This is a genomic window from Micromonospora sp. NPDC006766, from assembly GCF_040636055.1.
In the GTDB taxonomy this organism is placed as follows: domain Bacteria; phylum Actinomycetota; class Actinomycetes; order Mycobacteriales; family Micromonosporaceae; genus Micromonospora.
The window spans coordinates 1-19,624 of the sequence record NZ_JBEYIX010000078.1 but is presented as its reverse complement, the minus strand read 5'-3'; the positions used below and the strand labels follow the sequence as shown (position 1 = coordinate 19,624).

Below are 19,624 nucleotides of genomic sequence, written 5' to 3'. Positions count from 1 at the left end.
GGGCCCCCCCTTTCCCCATGTTGTGGCCCCCCCCCCGGCCGGGGAGGCCGCAACGGTCAGACGACGACGGAGACCATGCGGCCCTTCACCACGATGACCTTGCGGGGTTCCTTGCCGGCCAGCGAGTCTTCGACCGCCGACAGGGCGGCCGACCGGACGTCGTCCTCGGACGCGTCGGCGGCCACCTCGATCCGGCCGCGCACCTTGCCGTTGACCTGCACCGGGTAGGTCACCGTCTCGGCGACCAGCAGCGCCGGGTCGGCGGCCGGGAAGTCCGCGTACGCCAGGGAGGTGTCGTGGCCCAGCCGCTGCCACAGTTCCTCGGCGATGTGCGGGGCGAACGGCGCCACCATCAGCACCAGCGGCTCGGCCACCTCGCGCGGCGTCGCCGGCAGCCGGGTCAGCCCGTTGGTCAGCTCGATCAGCTTGGCGATCGCGGTGTTGAACCGCATCGCCTCCATGTCGCCGCGGACCCCGTCGATCACCTTGTGCAGCAGCCGGCGGGTCGCCTCGTCGGCCGGCGCGTCGGTGACCCGCGACTCGCCGGTCTGCTCGTCAACCATCGCCCGCCAGACCCGCTGCAGGAACCGGTACGACCCGACCACCGCCCGGGTCTCCCACGGGCGGGACACCTCCAGCGGGCCCATCGACATCTCGTACACCCGGAAGGTGTCCGCGCCGTACGCCGCGCACATCTCGTCGGGGGTGACGACGTTCCGCAGGGACTTGCCCATCTTGCCGTACTCGCGGTTGACCTCGGTCTCGCCGTGGAAGAACCGGCCGTCGACCTCGACGACCTCCTCGGCCGGCACGTAGGCGCCCCGGGCGTCGGTGTAGGCGTACGCCTGGATGTAGCCCTGGTTGAACAGCTTGCGGAACGGCTCGAACGACGAGACGTGGCCCAGGTCGTACAGGACCTTGTGCCAGAACCGCGCGTACAGCAGGTGCAGCACCGCGTGCTCGGCGCCGCCGACGTACAGGTCGGTGCCCCCGCAGTCACCCGCGCCGCGCGAACCCATCCAGTACGCCTCGTTCTCCGGGTCGACGAAGCGCTCGCTGTTCGTCGGGTCCAGGTAGCGCAGCTCGTACCAGCAGGAGCCGGCCCACTGCGGCATCACGTTGGTCTCCCGGGTGTAGCGCTTCGGCCCGTCACCCAGGTCCAGCTCCACCTCGACCCAGTCGCGCCGCCGGGACAGCGGCGTCTCCGGATTGCTGTCGGCGTCCTCCGGGTCGAACGTCTTCGGCGAGAAGTCGTCCACCTCGGGCAGCTCGACCGGCAGCATCGACTCGGGCAGCGCGATCGGCGCGCCGGTCTCGTCGTACACGATCGGGAACGGCTCGCCCCAGTAGCGCTGCCGGGAGAACAGCCAGTCCCGCAGCCGCCAGGTGACCGCGCCGGTGCCGTGCCCGTTGGCCTCCAGCCAGTCGATGATCCGGGCCTTCGCGTCGGCCACCGCCAGGCCGTTCAGGTCCAGGCCGCGCTCGGGTGCGGCGCTGTTGATCGCCGGACCGTCCCCGGTGTACGCCTTGCCGGCGAAGCCCTCCGACGGCTGCACGGTCCGCACGATCGGCAGGTCGAAGACCTCGGCGAAGTCCCAGTCCCGCTCGTCCTGGGCGGGCACCGCCATGATCGCGCCGGTGCCGTAGCCGGCCAGCACGTAGTCGGCGATGAAGATCGGGATGCGCCCGCCGGTGACCGGGTTGGTCGCGTACGCGCCGATAAAGACGCCGGTCTTCTCCTTGGTCTCCGCCTGCCGCTCCACGTCCGTCTTGGCCGCGGCGGCCTTCCGGTACGCCTCGACGGCCGCCTGCGGGCTGGCATGCCCGCCGGTCCAGGCGTCCTTCGCCCCCTCGGGCCAGGCGGCCGACACCAGCACGTCGACCAGTTCGTGCTCGGGGGCCAGCACCAGATAGGTGGCGCCGAAGATGGTGTCCGGCCGGGTCGTGAACACTCGCACCGGGCCCTGGTCGGTCGGGAAGTCGACGTGCGCCCCCTGGGACCGGCCGATCCAGTTGCGCTGCATCAGCTTGATCGGCTCCGGCCAGTCCAGCTTGTCCAGGTCGTCCAGCAGCCGGTCGCCGTACGCGGTGATCCGCATCATCCACTGCTTCAGGTTCCGCTTGAAGACCGGGAAGTTGCCCCGCTCGGAGCGGCCGTCGGCGGTGACCTCCTCGTTGGCCAGCACGGTGCCCAGCCCGGGGCACCAGTTCACCGGCGCCTGCGAGACGTACGCCAGCCGGTGGTCGTCGACGACCTTTCGCCGCTCGCCCACGGTCAGCTCGGCCCACGGCCGGCCGTCCGGGGTGGGCCGGTTACCCCCCTCGAACTCGGTGATCAGCTCGGCGATCGGCCGGGCCTTGCGCGCGTCCGGGTCGTACCAGGAGTTGAAGACCTGCAGAAAGACCCACTGGGTCCAGCGGTAGAAGTCGGTGTCGATGGTGGCCACCGAGCGGCGCTCGTCGTGGCCCAGCCCCAGCCGGCGCAGCTGCGCCTTGTAGCGCTCGATGTTCTGCTCGGTAGTGGTCCTGGGGTGGGTGCCGGTCTGCACCGCGTACTGCTCGGCCGGCAGGCCGAACGCGTCGAAGCCCATCGCGTGCAGCACGTTGCGCCCGGCCATCCGCTGGTAGCGGGCAAAGCAGTCGGTGCCGATGTAGCCCAGCGGGTGGCCGACGTGCAGGCCGGCGCCGGACGGGTACGGGAACATGTCCAGCACGTACAGCTTCTCGGCGCCGGCCCGCGGGTGACTCGGATCCGCGAGGGGCCCCGTCGGGTTCGGCGCGTGGAAGATGCCTGCCCGCTCCCAGGTGTCCTGCCAGCGGTGCTCGATCTGCGCGGCCAGGGTGGCGGTGTATCGGAACGGGGGGATGTCGGTCGCCGGTGCGGCTGCCTCACTCATGGCGTCTCCTCGGCGCGGGTCAGGTCGGATACGGCAGGTCTGCTGCGGGCACGAAAAAGCCCCTCACGCAGGAGGGGCCGCCGTGCTGTCGCGCGCTCAGCGCATCAGCACGGCTCGGTAAGAAGCAGGAAGACTCCGGCCACGACCGCAGTCTACTCCCCCTGCCCGTCGGCCATCCCGCCCGCTCCACGAGTCGGGACGATCCCCCGGTCCGGGGAATATTTCGGGCGTAACTGGCCGACCGCCGGTGAGGGTCGGTCGGCAACGACAAACATGGTTAGCCTGAGAGGCCAGTGAGATTTCTGCGGCAAACGAGGCTCGGCGTCGCGAACCCAACGGCGGGTCCAGGTGCTCTATTCAGAGCTGCCGTCCAGGCGACGAGGAGGAAACCCGGTGACCCAACAGACCTGGGACGAGGTGGGCGGTCTGCTGCCACACGACGAGTTCCGCGCCGCCAGCGAGGCCATCGTGGCCAACATCGAGCAGGTCATCGAGGGCAAGACAGCCACCGTCCGGCTCGCCCTGGCCGTCCTGCTCGCCGAGGGCCACCTGCTGATCGAGGACGTGCCGGGCGTCGGCAAGACCAAGCTCGCCAAGGCCCTCGCCCGCTCGATCGACTGCTCGGTACGCCGGATCCAGTTCACTCCGGACCTGCTGCCCAGCGACGTCACCGGGGTCAGCGTCTACAACCAGGAGACGCACGACTTCGAGTTCCGCCCGGGCGCGGTCTTCGCCAACCTGGTGGTCGGCGACGAGATCAACCGGGCCTCGCCGAAGACCCAGTCCGCCCTGCTCGAGTGCATGGAGGAGCGGCAGGTCACCGTCGACGGGGTCACCTACCAACTGCAGACCCCGTTCATGGTGATCGCGACGCAGAACCCGATCGAAATGGAGGGGACGTATCCGCTGCCGGAGGCGCAGCGCGACCGGTTCACCGCCCGGATCGCGATGGGCTACCCGGACCCGGGGGCCGAGCTGGCCATGCTGGACGGCCACGGGGCCACCGACCCGCTGAACGAGCTGCGCCCGGTCTCCGACGCGCCCACCGTCCGCCGGCTCATCGGCCACGTCCGACAGGTACACGTCGCCGACGCCGTCAAGCAGTACGCGATCGACCTGGTCACCGCCACCCGCGAGGCGGCCGAGCTGCGGCTCGGGGCGTCCCCACGGGCCACCCTCCAGCTGCTGCGCACCGCCCGCGCGGTGGCCGCCCTCGAGGGGCGGGACTACGTCCTCCCGGACGACCTGCAGGCCCTCGCGGTGCCGGTGCTGGCGCACCGGATCATCCCGACCGCCGACGCGCAGCTGGCCCGGCGCACCACCGACGCGATCGTCGCCGAGCTGGTGCACCGGCTGCCGCTGCCCAACGACCGCAAGCGCTCCCCGTACGACACCCGGCCCGGCGGCACCGGCCGCGGTCCGTTCGAGCCGCGGAGGCCGTGAGGTGCGCGACGGGCTGCGCGGGCTGACCACCCGCGGCCGTTCCTTCCTGGCGGCCGGGATCGCCGCCACCCTCTCCGCCGGCATCCTCGGCGAGAAGGACCTGCTCCGGGTGGCCGTCCTGTTGATCATCCTGCCGCTGCTCGCGGCGGCCTACGTCGGGCGCAGCCGCTACAAACTCGCCTGCCACCGCTCCCTGGAGCCGCACCGGGCTCCGGTCGGGGCCAGTTCCCGGGTGGTGCTGCGCCTGCAGAACCTGTCCCGCCTGCCCACCGGCACCCTGCTGCTGGAGGACCGGCTGCCGTACGCGTTGGGCAGCCGGCCCCGGGTGGTGCTGGAGCGCCTCGGCGCGCACCAGGCCAGCTCGGTGGCGTACACCGTCCGGGCCGACGTACGCGGCCGGTACGAGGTGGGCCCGCTGGTGATCCGGCTGACCGACCCGTTCGGGCTCTGCGAACTCAGCCGCTCCTTCCCCAGCGTCGACCATCTCACGGTCATCCCGCAGGTCACCCCGCTGCCGGCGGTCCGCCTCCCCGGCGAGTACGCGGGCAGCGGCGACAGCCGGGCCCGCTCGGTCGCGGTGCACGGTGAGGACGACACCGCCACCCGGGAGTACCGGATGGGCGACGACCTGCGCCGGGTGCACTGGAAGTCGACGGCCCGCACCGGCGAGCTGATGGTGCGCCGGGAGGAGCAGCCCTGGGAGAGCCGGGCCACGGTCGTGCTGGACACTCGCGCCGCCGGGCACCGCGGTGACGGCCCGACGGCCAGCTTCGAATGGGCGGTCTCGGCCGCCGCCAGCATCGCCGTGCACCTGCGCCAGGCCGGCTATCGGCTGCGCCTGGTCACCGGCTCCGGCACCGACGTGGACGCCACCGAGGCGGCCGGCGAGGGTCTGTTCCTCGACCATCTCGCCGAGGTGCAGCTGGACCGGCGCGGTGAGATCACCACGCTCGTGCAGCAGGTCCGGCAGCGAGCCGACGGCGGCCTGATCATCGCGCTGTTCGGCGCGCTCAGCCCCGCCGAGGCGGAGCTACTGGCCGGCCTGCGCGGCAACGGCGCGACCTGCGTCGGCTTCCTACTCGACAGCAACAGCTGGCTGAACCTGCCACCGAAGGCCCGGGCCGAGGCAGAACACGCGCACGGCACGGCCGCGCTCACCCTGTTGCAGAGCGGCTGGCGGGTGATCGGCGTGGAGCACGGCAACCGGCTGCCCGTGCTCTGGCCGCAGGCGGCCCGTGGCTCGCAGGGCTTCGCGCTGCGGGCGGCGCTGGCGGAGACCGTGGCCGGAGGCGTGCGATGACCGAAAGGGTGGGCCCGTGACCGCGCACCGCAATCTCGGCTTCGTCGCGGCAGCGGCGACCCTGCTTGCCGCGGCGCCACTGTCGGCGATCTTCGATCGCTGGACGTGGCTGATCGAGGCGGCCATCGCGGTCGCCGCGGTGGCCGCGGCCGCCGCGCTGAGCCGGCTGGCCCGCGCCCCCCTGTGGGGTCAGATCCTGGCCATGCTGGCCGGCCTCGCCCTGGGCCTGACCTGGCTCTTCCCGGGCGGCACCGAGCTGCTGGCGTTCCTGCCCACGCCGGGCACCTTCCTCCACTTCGGCGAGTTGCTCGGCGCGTCGACGCAGGACATGCGCTCGTACGGCGTGAAGGTGCCCGACGTCGATTCGCTGCTCTTCCTCGCCGTGCTCGGCGTCGGCGCCGTGGCGCTGCTGGCGGACGTGCTCAGCGTCGGGCTGCGCCGGCCGGCCCTGGCCGGGCTGCCGATGCTGGCCATCTACTCGGTGCCGGTGGCGGTCTACGTGGACAGCGTCCCCGCCGCCGGGTTCGTGGTGGGCGCCTGCGGCTACCTGTGGTTGCTGGTGACCGACAACGTCGACCGGGTACGCCGGTTCGGCCGCCGGTTCACCGGCGAGGGCCGCGACGTCGACGTCTGGGAGGCGTCGCCGCTGGCCGCCACGGGGCGTCGGCTGGCCGTGGTCGGGGTGGCCCTCGCGGTGGCGCTGCCGCTGGCCGTGCCCGGGATGACCGGCGGCCTGTTGGACCGGGTCGGCAACGGCACGGGCGACGGCACCGGGCGGCCCGGGCAGGGCGGCAACTCCGGTCGGGTGGACCTGTTCGCCGCGCTCAGCGGCCAGCTCAACCAGTCCGCGGTGACCGAGCTCATCAGGGTCACCACCAACGAGCCCACGCCGTTCTACCTGCGCTTCGGCGTCGCCGACGAGCTGCGCCCGGACGGCTTCCGGGACCGCGTCCCCACCGGGCGGCCGGCGAACCGGAACCTGCCCGACCCGGCGGAACGCGCCGGCCAGGGCATCGAGCGGCACCGCTACCGGGCCACGGTCGAGGTGAAGAACCTCAACGCGCCGCTGCTGCCGGTCTACGCCGAGCCGGTGAAGACCGACAACGTCAACGACAACTGGATCTACGACAAGAACCTCCAGGTCCTCTACTCCGGCCGGGAGAACGCCCGAGGCAAGCGCTACGCGTTCGACTACGTCCGCTCCACGTACACTCCGTCGCTGCTGCGCGCGGCGCCGTCCCCGTCGGCCGACGACCCGGTGCTGCGCGCCCAGACCGTCACGCCGTCGGTCCGGGCGGTCGACGAGCTGGTCAAGCGGCTCGTCAAGGGCAAGCAGAACGACTACGACAAGGTCCGGGCGATCTACGACTACTTTTCGGTGGAGAACGGGTTCAGCTACTCGCTCTCCACCCACGGCGGCACCAGCGGCGACGACATCACCGATTTCCTCAGCAGCAAGGCGGGCTTCTGCCAGCAGTACGCCGCCGCGATGGCCTGGCTGGTCCGGGCGGCCGGCATCCCGGCCCGGGTGGCGTTCGGCTTCACCAACGGCAGCAACACCGGCGGCACCTACGTGCTGACCAACAAGAACCTGCACGCCTGGACGGAGGTCTTCTTCGGCGAGATCGGCTGGGTGCCGTTCGACGCCACCCCGGCGGCCGGCGTACCGGGGTCGGTCCGGTCGGCCTGGGCCCCGGACACCGACGCCCCCGATGAGGTCACTCCGTCGCCGGGGAGCACCACCGCCCCGGGTGGGGTGGACCCCTCGGCCGGGCCGAAACGTCCGGACCGGCTCGACAAGGACTCCGACCAGGGCCTCTCCCTCGGCGACGGCGGACCCACCCGGCGGTCGCCGGTCTGGCCGTGGTGGGTGGCCGGCCTGGTCGCCCTGCTGGCGCTGCTGGCGGTGCCGGCACTGCGCCGCTCCGCGCTGCGCCGGCGTCGGCGGGCCCGGGCTCCGGCGCCCGCGTCCGTCACGCTGGCCACGGTGCCCGGCCAGCGTGGCGAGGTGCGCGACATCGTGGTCGGGGTGGACGCCGACCGGGCCCGCGCGCACGCGCACGCGGCCTGGGACGAGCTGCTGGACACCCTGGTGGACTTCCAGATCCGGGTCGACCGGACGGAGACCCCCCGGGCAACCGCTGAGCGGCTGGCCCGGGAGGCCGTCGGCGAGGACGCCGGGGCGGTAACCGGGGTCCGGTTGCTCGGCCGGGCGGAGGAGCGGGCCCGCTACGCCCGCGACCCGCTGGACGGCGAGGAACTGCACCCGGGGCTGCGGGCGGTACGCGGGGCGCTCGCCGCCCGGGCGGACCGGCGTACCCGGATCAGGGCGGCCCTGCTGCCGCCGTCGGTGCTGCTGCGCTGGCGGACCGCGGCGGCGGAGCACTCGGCCCGCCTGGTCGCCGGCGGCGGGCGGCTGCGGCAGTGGCTGCTGCGCTGGAGCCCACGGCGCCTGCTGGCGGGCCGACCGGCCCGCTGACCGGCTACCCGCCCGCCGGCGCTCCCCGGCGGGCGGGGAACCAGGTCAGCGGTGCCCCTCCGGGCGCTGCCGCCAGCGGTCTTCCATCCGGTCGAGGAATGAGCCCCGCCGGCCGCTGCGGCCGCGGGTCCGACGACTCGTCGTGCCTCCCACCACATGCAGGTCGGGCGACTGGGACCGCCGGTGCGACTGCACCGCGTAGCCCAGCGAGGCGAGCATGACGACGAAGCCCGCCACGGCCAGCGGAGGCGTCTTGATCACGGCACCATAGATCAACAGGGCCAGACCGGCGATGACCACGCAGGCAGCGACGAGCAAGCGACGCCGCGCGTGGAAACGCGGGTCGCTGGCGCGCACGGCCGAGGCGAACTTTGGGTCCTCGGCTAGCGACCGTTCGATCTGCTCGAACAGCCGCTGTTCGTGCTCCGAGAGCGGCACGGCACCTCCCCGGTCACGTTGGTCGGTCCGTTCGGGCCGACAGACCGTGGCAGCCAACCGGCTGCTTACCCGCAAGTCTACGAGGGGGCTCGCGTGTCGGAAAGCGGGACGACCTATGGCCCGGCCGGTTTTTCGATCCGTCGCGTGTCACGCTTGCCGAGCAGACTAGCCGGACCTATGACGGACCGCCCGAATCGGGCGGCCGCGGCGTCCGCCGCCGCCTCCGCCTCCCACCAGCCGCGCTCGGGCGCGCCGAGGGTGAGCTGACGTGGCGTCTCCGCCGCGGCGGCCAGCCCCTCCAGGCGTACGCCGACCAGTCGGACCGGCTCACCGGGGGCGAGCACCTTCCACAGCGCCCAGGCCGTGTCGAACATCTCCCGCGCGGTGTCGGTCGGCACGGTGAAGGTGCGGGAGCGGTTGACCGTGCGGAAATCGGCCAGCCGAACCTTGAGCGACACGGTGCGCCCCACCTGGCCGGCCGCGCGCACCCGGGCGCCGACCTTCTCGGCCAGCGCCAGCAGGGCACGGCGGATCTCCGCCGGATCGGTGACGTCGGTGTCGAAGGTCACCTCCGCGCCGATCGACTTCTCCACCTGCTCCGGGGAGACCCGGCGCGGGTCCCGACCCCAGGCCAGCTCGTGCAGGTGGGTCGCGGCCGCGTCGCCGACCGCCCGGCGGAGCAGGCCGACCGGCGCCTCGGCCAGCTCGCCCACGCTGTGCAGGCCGAGCCGGTGCAGCGCCTCCGCGGAGCGCTCCCCCACCCCCCACAGCGCCGCCACCGGCAGCGGATGCAGAAACTCCAGCACCCGGGCGGCGGGGATCACGAGCAACCCGTCCGGCTTGGCCCGGGTGGAACCCAGCTTGGCCACGAATTTGCTCGGCGCCACGCCGACCGAGCAGGTGAGCGCCTGCTCCTCGGCGACCCGGCGGCGAATCAGCCGGGCAATCCGGGCCGGAGGCCCGAACAGCCGACGGGCGCCGGCCACGTCGAGGAACGCCTCGTCCAGGGAGAGCGGCTCGACCAGCGGGGTGACGTCCCGGAAGATCTGCATCACGGCCCGGGACGCCTCCGAGTAGGGCGCGAAGTCGGGTGGCAGGTAGACCGCGTGCGGGCAGAGCGCCCGGGCCCGGGCGGTGGGCATGGCGCTGCGGACGCCGTACCGGCGGGCCTCGTAGCTGGCCGAGCTGACCACCCCGCGCGGCCCGATCCCGCCCACCACGACCGGCCGGCCGCGCAGCTCGGGCCGGCGGCGCACCTCCACCGAGGCGAAGAAGGCGTCCATGTCGACGTGCAGAATCGAGCAGCCGGTGTCATCGGCGTCCGGCCCGAAACGCGGATCACCGCCCCGGGGCAACGACTGGCTGCGGCCCATTCCGGCAGGTTAACCGCCCGGTCCGACAGTCCCGCCGCCCGGCGGGCCGGTCAGCCCCGGACGACCAGCAGCGGGATGGTCATCTCGGCCGCCGTGTCCGCGCCGTGGTACGCCACCAGCCGGGACTCGATCGGCTTCTCCGAGCGGGTGGCGACCACCGCGTACGTGCCCCGGCAGACCACCACCACGTCGCCGATGCGGCTCAGGTGTTCCTCGGGCACCGGCCCGAACCAGCCGGTGGCCACCGCCTCGTCCCGGGTCGTCACCCGGGCGGCCCCGTCCAGCACCGCCGACCAGGCGGCCACCACGTCGGCGGCGGCCCCCGGCTCGACGTGCAGGTACCGGACCCGGGGCTCGCCGGCGACCACCCGCACCCCGGCACGCAGCCGGGGATCGGTGTCCAGGTCGAACCGGTGCTCGTCGGGCACGTTGAGCTGGCCGTGGTCGGCCGTGACCAGCAGCGCCGCGTCCGGCGGCAGCCCGTCGACCAGCCGGGCGAGCAGCCGGTCCACCTCGGCGGCAGCCAGCCGCCAGGGCACCGAGTCGACCCCGCTCAGGTGCCCGTGCCGGTCCAGGTCGGGGTGGTATCCGGAGACCAGGGTCGGGCCGGCGCCGGCCGCGAGGGCGGCGAGCATCTGCCCGGCCAGGGCGTCGACGCCGGACGCGCCCCGGTAGTCGCCGCCCCGATTGGCGGCCAGGGTGAGGCCGCTGCCCCCGTACTCCGGGCGGCTGACCACGGTGACCGCGACCCCGGCCGACCGGGCCCGCTCGTACCAGGTCGGGACGGGCTGCCAGCGCAACGGCTCCGGGTCACCGGCCCACTCGATGTGGCTGAGCACGCGATCGGTGTCGGGGACCCGGACCTTGAAGCCGAGCACGCCGTGCGCGCCGGAGGGCGTGCCGGTGCCGAGGGTGACCAGGCTGGTCGGGGTGGTGGAGGGAAAGCCGGAGGTGAGCGGCGTGCCGATGGTGGCGGTCAACCCGGCCAGGGTCGGGGCGTATGGGGCGGCGTTGGGGATCTGGTACCAGCCGAGCCCGTCGACCAGCAGCACGGCGATCCGGCGTACCCCGGACAGCCGGGGCCCCAGGCCGAGCAGGTCGACCGCGCCGGGCACGCCGAGCGCCGCGAGCGCGCTGGGCAGGATGTCGGCGAGACTGCCGCCACCGTAGCGGGGCGCGACCTGCTCGAGCGGGCCCACCGCCGGGCCGGTCATGCCGGGCGACGGGCGAACAGGTGCAGCTGGGCGGCGAGGTCCCGGTAGGGCAGCCGGGCCGCCAGGGCCCGTTCCAGCTCGACCAGGGCGGCCGGCTGGCCGTCCGCCACCGCGGCCGGGAGCAGATCGGCGAGGACGCGTACCCCGTGGATCTCCTCGACGGCGAGCCCGGCGGCGGCGAGCAGCGCCGCGGCGCCGTCGGCGTCGTACCGCCGGCGCAGGGTGTCCCGGGGGCCGGCGCTGCCGGCCGGGTCGGTGGCCAGCGCGGCGGCGACGTCGAGGTGCCCGTTCATCGCCCGGGCCAGCACGGCGGCGGCCCGACCGGCGACCAGGACGCTGGCCGCGCCGCCGGGGCGCAGGGCGGCGGCCAGCGCGGCGACCACCGGGGCGGGATCGTCGACCACCTCCAGCACGGAGTGGCAGAGCACCAGGTCGACGGTGGCCGGCTCGACCAGCCCGGTGAGCGCGTCACCGTCGCCCTGGATCGCGCGTACCCGGTCGGCGACCCCGGCCTCGGCGGCCCGGCGGGTCAGCGCGGCGAGCGCGTCAGGGCTGGCGTCGACCACGGTGACCCGGTGGCCGGCCTCGGCGAGCGGAACGGCGAAGCCGCCGGTCCCGCCGCCGACATCGAGCACGCTGAGCTGCTCGCCGGCTCGCCGGTCCAACTCGGCCCGGAGCACCGCCCAGATGACGGCGGTACGGGGGGTCAGGGTTCGGGTCTGCTCCACCCCGCCGAGCCTAGTCACCCGGGGCACTCGGGTCAGGAGTCGCCGCCGCCGGCCGGGTCCTCCTCGGCGCGGGAGCGGTGGGCATTGGCCACCGGTCCGTCGGTCACCGGGTATTCGTGCACCTCGGTGTCGTGCACCGGGACCCAGTCAGCGCCGAGTCGGGTGCGGCGAGCATTGGCGACGCCGTGATAGGTGTTGCTCCCCGTCATCGTTCTCCACCTTCTTTCTACGTGGGCCACTCTGCCCACGTCGGCGAACGTATCTCCGGTCCGTCGATCGTTGGAACGCGAGTGTGATCAACAACATGCCCCTCAGCGGTGCAATGTGCTGAAGATCACTGACAGGCTGTTGCCGGCCCGCCCTCGACCGGATCACGCTGATCCGGTGATCGTCCTGCTCAGCGCCTTCGGCATCGTGCTGCTCGGGGCCTTCGCCCAAGCGGTCAGCGGCTTCGGGTACGCGTTGCTGACCGTGCCGCTGCTGGCCGCCTTGATCGACCCCCGCAGCGCGGTCGTACTCTCCGCGTTGACCGGCATCGGGCTGACCCTCACGGTGGCGGTCCGGGAGCGCGGGCACGCCCGATGGCGGGTGGCGGCGGCGCTCAACGCGACCGCCCTGCTCGGCCTGCCGGCCGGCCTGCTGGTGCTCACGTACGCGCCGCAACGGCTGCTCAGCGTGCTGATCGCGGTGGTGGTGCTGGGCTGCGTGGCGCTGGTCGCCAGTGGTGCCCGGATCCGCACCGGGCGGCTCGGACTCGGCGCGGTCGGCGTGCTCGTCGGCGTGCTCACCGCCGCCACCGGCACCAACGGGCCGCCGCTGGTCGCCGCGTTCCACTCGCTCGGCTACGACCCGCGTACCTTCCGGGCGACGCTGGCGGCGACGTTCGCCGGCACCGGGCTCGTCGGGCTGGCCGGATTCCTGCTCGCCGGTCAGGTGCACGCCGAGCTGGTGTGGATCTCCCTTGTGGCGCTGCCCGCCGTGCCGCTCGGCTGGTGGTTGGGGAACCGGCTGTTCCACCGGATCGACCCGGTGGTGTTCCGCCGGATCGTGCTGGTCGGGCTGCTCGGCAGCGCCGGCGCCGCGCTGGCCTCGCTGGCCGGGTGAGCCGCCGGGGGTGTCCGGCGGTGGCGCGCGGCCCGGGTCAGCGGAAGTCGCGGGAGGCCGGCGTGACCGGTGGCTCGATCGCGTCCAGCCGGTCGGCGGTGAGGCTGGTGACGCCCTCGTGCCGCTGCAACCGGCCCCGCACCACCAGCGCCGCGCTGGTGCGGGCGATTCGCCGGTAGCGCTGCCACAGCCCCGGGGAACAGGTGACGTTGAGCATGCCGGTCTCGTCCTCGAGGTTGAGGAAGGTCACCCCGCCCGCGGTCGCCGGCCGCTGCCGGTGGGTGACGATCCCGCCGACCCGGATCCGTCGGCCGGGCTCCACCCCACCGAGCCGGGCGATCGGCACCGCGCCGAGGGCGTCCAGCCGGTCCCGGATGAACCGGGCCGGGTGGCTCTCCGGGGACAGGCCGGTGGCCCAGACATCGGCGATCAAACGGTCCACCGCCTCCATCCCGGGCAGGGTGGGCGCGGCCGCGCCGGTCACCGTGCCGGGCAGCCGGCCCGGCCGGTCCTGGGCCGCCGCGCCGGCGGCCCAGAGGGCCTCCCGCCGGGTCAGCCCGAAACCGGCGAAGGCGTCCGCGGTGGCCAACGCCTCCAGCTGCGCGGCGGTCAGGCCGACCCGGCGGGCCAGGTCCGGCATGTCGCGGTACGGCCCGTGCGCCGCCCGCTCCGCCTCGATCCGCTCGGCCACCCCGTCGCCGAGAGTGCGTACGCTGCCCAACCCCAGCCGGACCGCCGGGCCGCCCAGCCCCCAGGCGTGCGGCGGCTCGCCCGGCTGGCTCCCCCACCGGGTCTGGCGCGTGGACTCCAGCACCGCCTTCGCGCCGCTGGCGTTGATGTCCGGCCGGCGTACCTCGACGCCGTGCCGGCGGGCATCATCGACCAGGGTCTGCGGCGAGTAGAAACCCATCGGCTGGGCGTTGAGCAGCGCGGCCAGGAACGGGCCCGGATGGTAGCGCTTGAGCCAGGAGCTGGCGTAGACCAGGTAGGCGAAGCTCATCGCGTGGCTCTCCGGGAAGCCGTAGCTGGCGAAGGCGGTGAGCTTGCGGTAGACGTCGTCGGCCAGCTCGCCGGTGATGCCCCGCTCAGCCATCCCGGCGTAGAGCCGGTCGGCGATCTGCGCCATCCGCTCCACCGACCGCTTCGCGCCCATCGCCCGGCGCAGCTGGTCGGCCCCGGCCGCGTCGAAGCCGGCCAGGTCGATGGCGAGCTGCATGAGCTGCTCCTGGAACAGCGGCACACCGAGGGTCTTCTCCAGCGCGTTGCGCATCAGCGGGTGCGGGTACGTCACCGGCTCCTGGCCGTTCTTGCGCCGGATGTACGGGTGGACCGAGCCGCCCTGGATCGGGCCGGGCCGGATCAGCGCCACCTCCACCACCAGGTCGTAGAAGACGCGGGGCTTGAGCCGGGGCAGGGTGGCCATCTGGGCTCGGCTCTCCACCTGGAACACCCCGACCGAGTCGGCCCGGCAGAGCATGTCGTAGACCTCGGGGTCGTCCAGGGTCATGTCACCCAGGTCGAGGGTCATCCCGATCATGTCGTAGCCGTAGTGCAGCGCCGACAGCATGCCGAGGCCGAGCAGGTCGAACTTGACCAGCCCGACGGCGGCACAGTCGTCCTTGTCCCACTGCAGCACGCTGCGGCCGGGCATCCGCCCCCACTCCACCGGGCAGACCTCGATCACCGGCCGGTCGCAGATCACCATCCCGCCGGAGTGGATGCCCAGGTGCCGGGGGAACGTCTGCAGCTCATTGGCGTACTCGATCACCTGCTCGGGGATGTCCGTCGCGTCGACCGCCGCGACCGAGCCCCACCGGTCGATCTGTTTGCTCCAGGCGTCCTGCTGCCCCGGCGAGAAGCCGAACGCCTTGGCCACGTCCCGCACCGCCGACCGGGGCCGGTACGAGATGACGTTGGCGACCTGGGCGGTGTGCTCCCGGCCGTACCGGGCGTAGACGTGCTGGATCACCTCCTCCCGGCGGTCGGACTCGATGTCCACGTCGATGTCGGGCGGCCCGTCGCGTTCCGGGGCGAGGAACCGTTCGAAGAGCAGCCGGTGCCGCACCGCGTCCACGTTGGTGATCCGCAGCGCGTAGCAGACCGCCGAGTTGGCCGCCGAGCCCCGCCCCTGACAGTAGATGTCCTGCTCCCGGCAGAACGTGACGATGTCGTAGACCACCAGGAAGTAGCCGGGGAAGCCGAGGTCTTCGATCATCCGCAGCTCGTGTTCCAGCTGCGCGTACGCCTCCGGGTGCGCCTCGGGCGGACCGTAGCGTTCCCGGGCGCCGGCCATGGTCAGCCGACGCAACCAGCTCATCTCGGTGTGCCCGGGCGGCACCGGGTAGGCCGGCAGCTGCGGCGCGACGAGTTGCAGGTCGAAGGCGAGTTCCGCGCCGAACTCGGCGGCCCGGGCCACCGCGCCCGGGTACGCGGCGAACCGCGCCGCCATCTCCGCGCCGCTGCGCAGGTGGGCGGTGGCGGCGGCGGGCAGCCAGCCGTCGATCTCGTCAAGGCTGCGCCGGGCGCGCACGGCGGCCAGGGTGGTGGCCAGCCGGCGGCGGCCCGGGGTGGCGTAGTGCACGTTGTTCGTGGCGACCGTGGGCAGCCTCGCCGCGGCGGCCAGCTCGGCCAGGGCGTCGTTGCGGTCGGCGTCGACCGGGTGGCCGTGGTCGGTCAGCTCCACCGCCACCGTCTCGGCGCCGAAGAGCGCGGTGAGCCGGTCCAGCTCCCGGGCGGCGGCGTCGACGCCCTCGGTGAGCAGTGCGGCGGGCACGTGCCCCTTACGACAGCCGGTGAGCACCAACACGTGGTCGCGCAGCTCGTCGGCGACCTCCTCCAGCTCGCCGTAGACCGGGCGGCCCTTCTCGCCGCCGCGCAGCTGGGCGCGGGAGATGGTGGCGGCCAGCCGGGCGTACCCCTCGTGACCGTGGGCGAGCACCAGCAGGTGCCGGCCGAGCGGGTCGGGCTCACCGTTCTGCGGGCCGGGCAGCCCGAGGGAGAGCTCGGCGCCGAAGACCGTCGGCAGGTGCAGCGCGCGGGCCGCCTCGGCGAAGCGCACCACGCCGTAGAAGCCGTCGTGGTCGGTGACGGCGAGCGCGGTGAGCCCCAGCCGGGCAGCCTCCTCGGCCAGCTCCTCCGGGTGGCTGGCACCGTCGAGGAAGCTGAAGTTGGAGTGCGCGTGCAGCTCCGCGTAGGGCACCTCGTCGTCCGGACGGGCCAGCTCGGGCGGCTCGTACTGCTGCCGTTTGCGGCTCCACGCCGGGGAGTCGCCGCCGTCGGCGTCCACCGCGAGGGGGTCCACCACGTGCAGGTGCCGCTCGCTCCGGTTTCCCCGGGACCGCCCCTTGCCGGGCTTCCCGCCCCCCGGCCGCCCGGAGAGCACCCGTTCCAGCTCCGACCAGGGCAGCTTCGGGTTGTGGAAGCTCACCCGGCCACCCCTCGCCCGGCCCTCGTCGAGATCTTGGAAGCTTTACGCCCCTCCAGGGGCCGAAATCCTCCAAGATCCGATTCCGCACGGCGCGTACAGCCCGGCCCGGCCGTTGCTGGCTCAGTCATAGATCGCCTCCACCAACCACTGGCCACCCTCGACCGCGAGCAGCAGCGCGGCCCCGTCGGCGAGGCAGACCTGGAACCGGGCTCGACGCCGGGCCTCGGCCGGTGCCCACCAGCGCTCCTCCACCGGCCACGGGCCGGCCCAGCCGACGATCTCGGCCGGCCGGCCGGTGCCTGGCCCACGTCCGGGTGCGGTGGTGCCGACGACCAGCCGCGCGGGCGCGGCGCTCACCGCCAGCCGGGCGCTGATCACCACCGGCGCACCGGCGGCGTCGTGCACGGTGGCCAGCAGCGGGGTCGGCAGCACCACGGCCGGCGCGGGCGGCGGCAGCCGCCCCGGCCACGGCGGAACCGGCGCCCCACCGCCCAGCCGCGCCCCACCGCCGGACCGCGCCGGCAGGCGTTCGTCGCCCCACGGGACCAGGCGTACCTGATCGGCCGGGGAGCGCCCGCCGCCGAGCACGGCGGTGACCACCGCCTCGGGACCGAGGATGCCCTGCACCCGGCTCAGCGCGCGGTGCGCCCGCTCCCGCTCCGCGCCGGTCTCCCCCCACAACCCGGGTTGCAGGCCGGCCTGGGCGAGCACCCCGTCCGGCACCAGCCGCAGCCGGATGATCCCGGCGGTGGGGCGGGCCGGGCGGGCGCCGTCCCGGCCGGTGCTGCCGGAGAGCCAGCCGTCCAACTGCCAACGCACCCGGTCAGCGATGGCCGTGGCGGTGAGCAGGCCGTCGTGCCGCCAGACCCGGTGCAGCTCCTGGCCGTGCGCGGTGACCGCCTCGATGCCGAGCCGGGTGCAGGCCAGCCCGTACGCGGCCAGCCGCTCGTGCAGCTGCTCGGCCAGCACCCGGGCGGCGAAGGCCGCGGCGTCGACCCGGTCGATCGGCTCGTCGTACCCGGCGGTGACCGTCAGGTCGGCCGGCGGCTGCCGGACCGCGAGGGGCCGGTGGTCCCGGCCTGCGGCGAGCCGATGAGCCAGCGCCCCGTCGAAGCCGAACCGGGCCAGCACGTCGCCGGCGGGCAGCCCGGCGAAATCGCCGAGGGTACGCACCCCGAGCCGGCGCAACAGGTCGGCCAGGGCGGGCCGGCCGAGCGCCTCGACCGGCCGGGATGCCAGGAACTCCGGACTCCCGCCGGGCGGCACGATCCGCCCGCCCCGAGCGGCCAGCCCGGCGGCGAAGACCCCGTCGGCGATGCCGACCTGGCTCTCCACCGCACAGGTCTGGGCGACGTGCTCGACGATCCGCTCGGCCGCCGCCTCCTCCCCGCCGAGGTAGCGGCTCGGCCCCCGGGCCGCCAACGCGCAGGCCCCGGGACGAACCACCTCCACCCCGACGGCCACCTCCTCGACGGCGGCCACCACCGGCTCGAACGCGCGGGCGTCCCGGCCGGGGTCGTGGTCGACCACGGTGAGCTGCGGACAGCGCCCCTGTGCCTCCCGCTTGCGCAACCCCCGGCGTACGCCCTCGGCGCGGGCCCGCTCGGAGCAGGCGATCACCCGGTTGGCGTGCAGCACCGCGACCGGGCCGGTGGCGGGCACCCCGTCGACGATCTCCGCGGCGAGGACCGGCCAGTCCGGGCACCAGAGCAGCAGGGTCCGCACCGGCGCGCCGGTCACGCCGACCCGTCCGCGGCCGCCCGCCCTTGCCGGCCACGTCCACCCGCGACCACGGTGCGGGACCGGGCCGCCGCGGTGGACGGCGTCACCACGCGGAGCCGGGGCGGGTCGGTGTGGGCGGCGGTGCCGGTCGCGCGGGGGATGACCCGGGTCAGCTCGTCGCCGGGCAGCCAGACCTTGATCTCCTTGGCGCGGGCGGCCGCGCCCCGCCCGCGTGCCGAGACGGTCACCTCCCGGCGGCGCAGCCGCCCCCGGCCCGCGCCGAGTCCCTCCCAGACCCCGCGGACCACCTGGAGCGTGACGTCCGCGCCGTCCCACCGGCCGTACGGGACGAGCACGCTGCCGCGCTGCCGGGCCCGGGCGGCCAGCCGGTTGGCGACGGAGGCGGAGACCGTGGCCGGCACGGCGGCGACCACCACGTCGACCCCGTCGATGAGCGCGGCGACGACGGTGGGCCACTCGGGCCCGGGGTGCGGCACCAGGGCGAGCCGGTCCAGGGCGATCCCGGCCTCGGCCGCCGCGCCGGCCCCGAAAGTGGGCACCCCGACCACGGCGCACCACGAGCCGGCCCGGGACGCCTCGGCGAGCAGGGCGAGAAGCAGCGACGTCCCGCCACTGTGCCGGGGCTGCCCGACGCCGACCGCGATGGTGCTGCCGCGCCGCAGCCCACGGTGGGGCAGCAGCCCGGTCAGCTCGGGCCGGACGGGCAGCACCCGGTGGCCGCCCGTCGGGTCGGGCGCGCTCGCCGGACGTACCAGCTCGGCCAGTGCGGCGGAACCGACCACCATGCGGCCCGCCATCGGACCCACCTCCTGTCGTGCGTCACCCACATGCGGCCTCGACCACGGCCACGAATTCTTCGGCGGCGCGGAGCAGGTCGTCGGCCTCCCGGGCGGTGACCACCCGGGGGATCCCGGCCTCGGCGGCGGCCCGCTTGCTCGCCCCGGCGGCGAAGTAGCCGGCCCACTCGTCGAGCTCGGGGGCGACGGCGGCGAGCAGGACCCAGACGCTGGTGATCCGGTTGCGTCGGGCGGGCGTGGGGCGGGCCCGGGCGGCGAGCAGTGCGGCGGCGGCGCGCAGCGCCGCGAGGTGGGCGGTGGCGTACCGGAGGCCGTCGGGACGGGTCTGGGCCGCCTCGGCCAGCCCGTGGCGGGCCACCACGAGCAGTTGGGCGGGGGTGCGGTGCGGCAGCACGTGCGCGGGCACCGTCGGTGCCTGAGCCGGACTGGTCGGCATGTCTCTCCTCCGCGTGGGCCGGGGCGGGCGGGCCGCACGGCGGATCGGGATCCGTCGGCGGGTCGCCCGGAGCGGGTGGTGCGGAGGAAGACGCACCGGGTGGGGCCGGCCGGGTGTGGACGCTTCCCCACACCACACCCGGCCGGCGTACCGGCGGGTCCGTCGCCCGACGCTCCAACGTCAAATCCACCGGCACCCAACGGTCACCGTCACGCACCCGCACCGGCGCCAGGGACCGCTCCTCC

General features: G+C 74.4%; 14 protein-coding genes. 4 read left to right on the top strand and 10 right to left on the bottom strand.

Translation table 11 applies throughout. The features are described 5' to 3' along the window. Window positions 1-56: 56 nt before the first annotated feature. Window positions 57-2,897: a leucine--tRNA ligase gene (leuS, locus tag ABZ671_RS30990; protein WP_357864774.1), complete on the bottom strand. Its 2,841-nt coding sequence runs from the start codon at window positions 2,895-2,897 to the stop codon at window positions 57-59. A 393-nt stretch (window positions 2,898-3,290) separates the two neighbouring features. Here leuS and ABZ671_RS30985 point away from each other — a divergent pair, with 393 nt between their 5' ends. The 3 genes from ABZ671_RS30985 to ABZ671_RS30975 are packed head-to-tail and all read left to right on the top strand — an operon-like array spanning window position 3,291 to window position 8,119. Next, on the top strand, window positions 3,291-4,340 hold the full coding sequence (locus ABZ671_RS30985) for a MoxR family ATPase (protein ID WP_357864773.1): 1,050 nt from the start codon (window positions 3,291-3,293) through the stop codon (window positions 4,338-4,340). A 1-nt stretch (window position 4,341) separates the two neighbouring features. Continuing rightward, complete coding sequence (locus ABZ671_RS30980; RefSeq protein WP_357864771.1) at window positions 4,342-5,640, top strand: DUF58 domain-containing protein; 1,299 nt, start codon at window positions 4,342-4,344, stop codon at window positions 5,638-5,640. Between the two features lie 16 nt (window positions 5,641-5,656). Beyond that, the gene (locus ABZ671_RS30975; protein ID WP_357864769.1) at window positions 5,657-8,119 is read left to right on the top strand and encodes a DUF3488 and transglutaminase-like domain-containing protein; all 2,463 of its coding nucleotides are present in this window, start codon (window positions 5,657-5,659) and stop codon (window positions 8,117-8,119) included. A gap of 45 nt (window positions 8,120-8,164) precedes the next feature. Here ABZ671_RS30975 and ABZ671_RS30970 read toward each other — a convergent pair whose 3' ends face one another. The 5 genes from ABZ671_RS30970 to ABZ671_RS30950 all read right to left on the bottom strand — a co-directional run bounded on the left by ABZ671_RS30970 (window position 8,165) and on the right by ABZ671_RS30950 (window position 12,081). After that, complete coding sequence (locus tag ABZ671_RS30970) at window positions 8,165-8,557, bottom strand: DUF3040 domain-containing protein (RefSeq protein WP_357864767.1); 393 nt, start codon at window positions 8,555-8,557, stop codon at window positions 8,165-8,167. A gap of 113 nt (window positions 8,558-8,670) precedes the next feature. Further along, window positions 8,671-9,930: a DNA polymerase IV gene (locus ABZ671_RS30965; RefSeq protein WP_357864765.1), complete on the bottom strand. Its 1,260-nt coding sequence runs from the start codon at window positions 9,928-9,930 to the stop codon at window positions 8,671-8,673. Between the two features lie 50 nt (window positions 9,931-9,980). Beyond that, window positions 9,981-11,144 (bottom strand): nucleotide pyrophosphatase/phosphodiesterase family protein, encoded by a 1,164-nt coding sequence (locus ABZ671_RS30960; RefSeq protein ID WP_357864764.1) that lies wholly within the window; start codon window positions 11,142-11,144, stop codon window positions 9,981-9,983. Continuing rightward, window positions 11,141-11,890: a methyltransferase domain-containing protein gene (locus ABZ671_RS30955; protein WP_357864762.1), complete on the bottom strand. Its 750-nt coding sequence runs from the start codon at window positions 11,888-11,890 to the stop codon at window positions 11,141-11,143. The genes ABZ671_RS30960 and ABZ671_RS30955 overlap by 4 nt, the downstream gene beginning before the upstream one ends. 14 nt (window positions 11,891-11,904) lie before the next feature. Next, on the bottom strand, window positions 11,905-12,081 hold the full coding sequence (locus tag ABZ671_RS30950; protein WP_357864760.1) for a hypothetical protein: 177 nt from the start codon (window positions 12,079-12,081) through the stop codon (window positions 11,905-11,907). Between the two features lie 175 nt (window positions 12,082-12,256). Between ABZ671_RS30950 and ABZ671_RS30945 the strand changes: the two genes are divergently transcribed. Continuing rightward, a complete protein-coding gene (locus ABZ671_RS30945; RefSeq protein ID WP_357864758.1) occupies window positions 12,257-12,976 on the top strand; it encodes a sulfite exporter TauE/SafE family protein in 720 nt (239 codons plus the stop codon). A gap of 37 nt (window positions 12,977-13,013) precedes the next feature. Here ABZ671_RS30945 and ABZ671_RS30940 read toward each other — a convergent pair whose 3' ends face one another. From ABZ671_RS30940 to ABZ671_RS30925, 4 genes are all read right to left on the bottom strand, one after another. Continuing rightward, window positions 13,014-16,403 (bottom strand): error-prone DNA polymerase, encoded by a 3,390-nt coding sequence (locus ABZ671_RS30940; protein ID WP_357864756.1) that lies wholly within the window; start codon window positions 16,401-16,403, stop codon window positions 13,014-13,016. A gap of 120 nt (window positions 16,404-16,523) precedes the next feature. Further along, window positions 16,524-18,143 (bottom strand): DNA polymerase Y family protein, encoded by a 1,620-nt coding sequence (locus ABZ671_RS30935; RefSeq protein ID WP_357864754.1) that lies wholly within the window; start codon window positions 18,141-18,143, stop codon window positions 16,524-16,526. After that, on the bottom strand, window positions 18,140-18,943 hold the full coding sequence (locus ABZ671_RS30930; RefSeq protein WP_357864752.1) for a hypothetical protein: 804 nt from the start codon (window positions 18,941-18,943) through the stop codon (window positions 18,140-18,142). The genes ABZ671_RS30935 and ABZ671_RS30930 overlap by 4 nt, the downstream gene beginning before the upstream one ends. Window positions 18,944-18,965: 22 nt before the next feature. After that, entirely contained in the window at window positions 18,966-19,379 is a 414-nt protein-coding gene (locus ABZ671_RS30925; protein ID WP_357864750.1) for an SAV_6107 family HEPN domain-containing protein, read from the bottom strand. Between the last annotated feature and the right edge of the window lie 245 nt (window positions 19,380-19,624).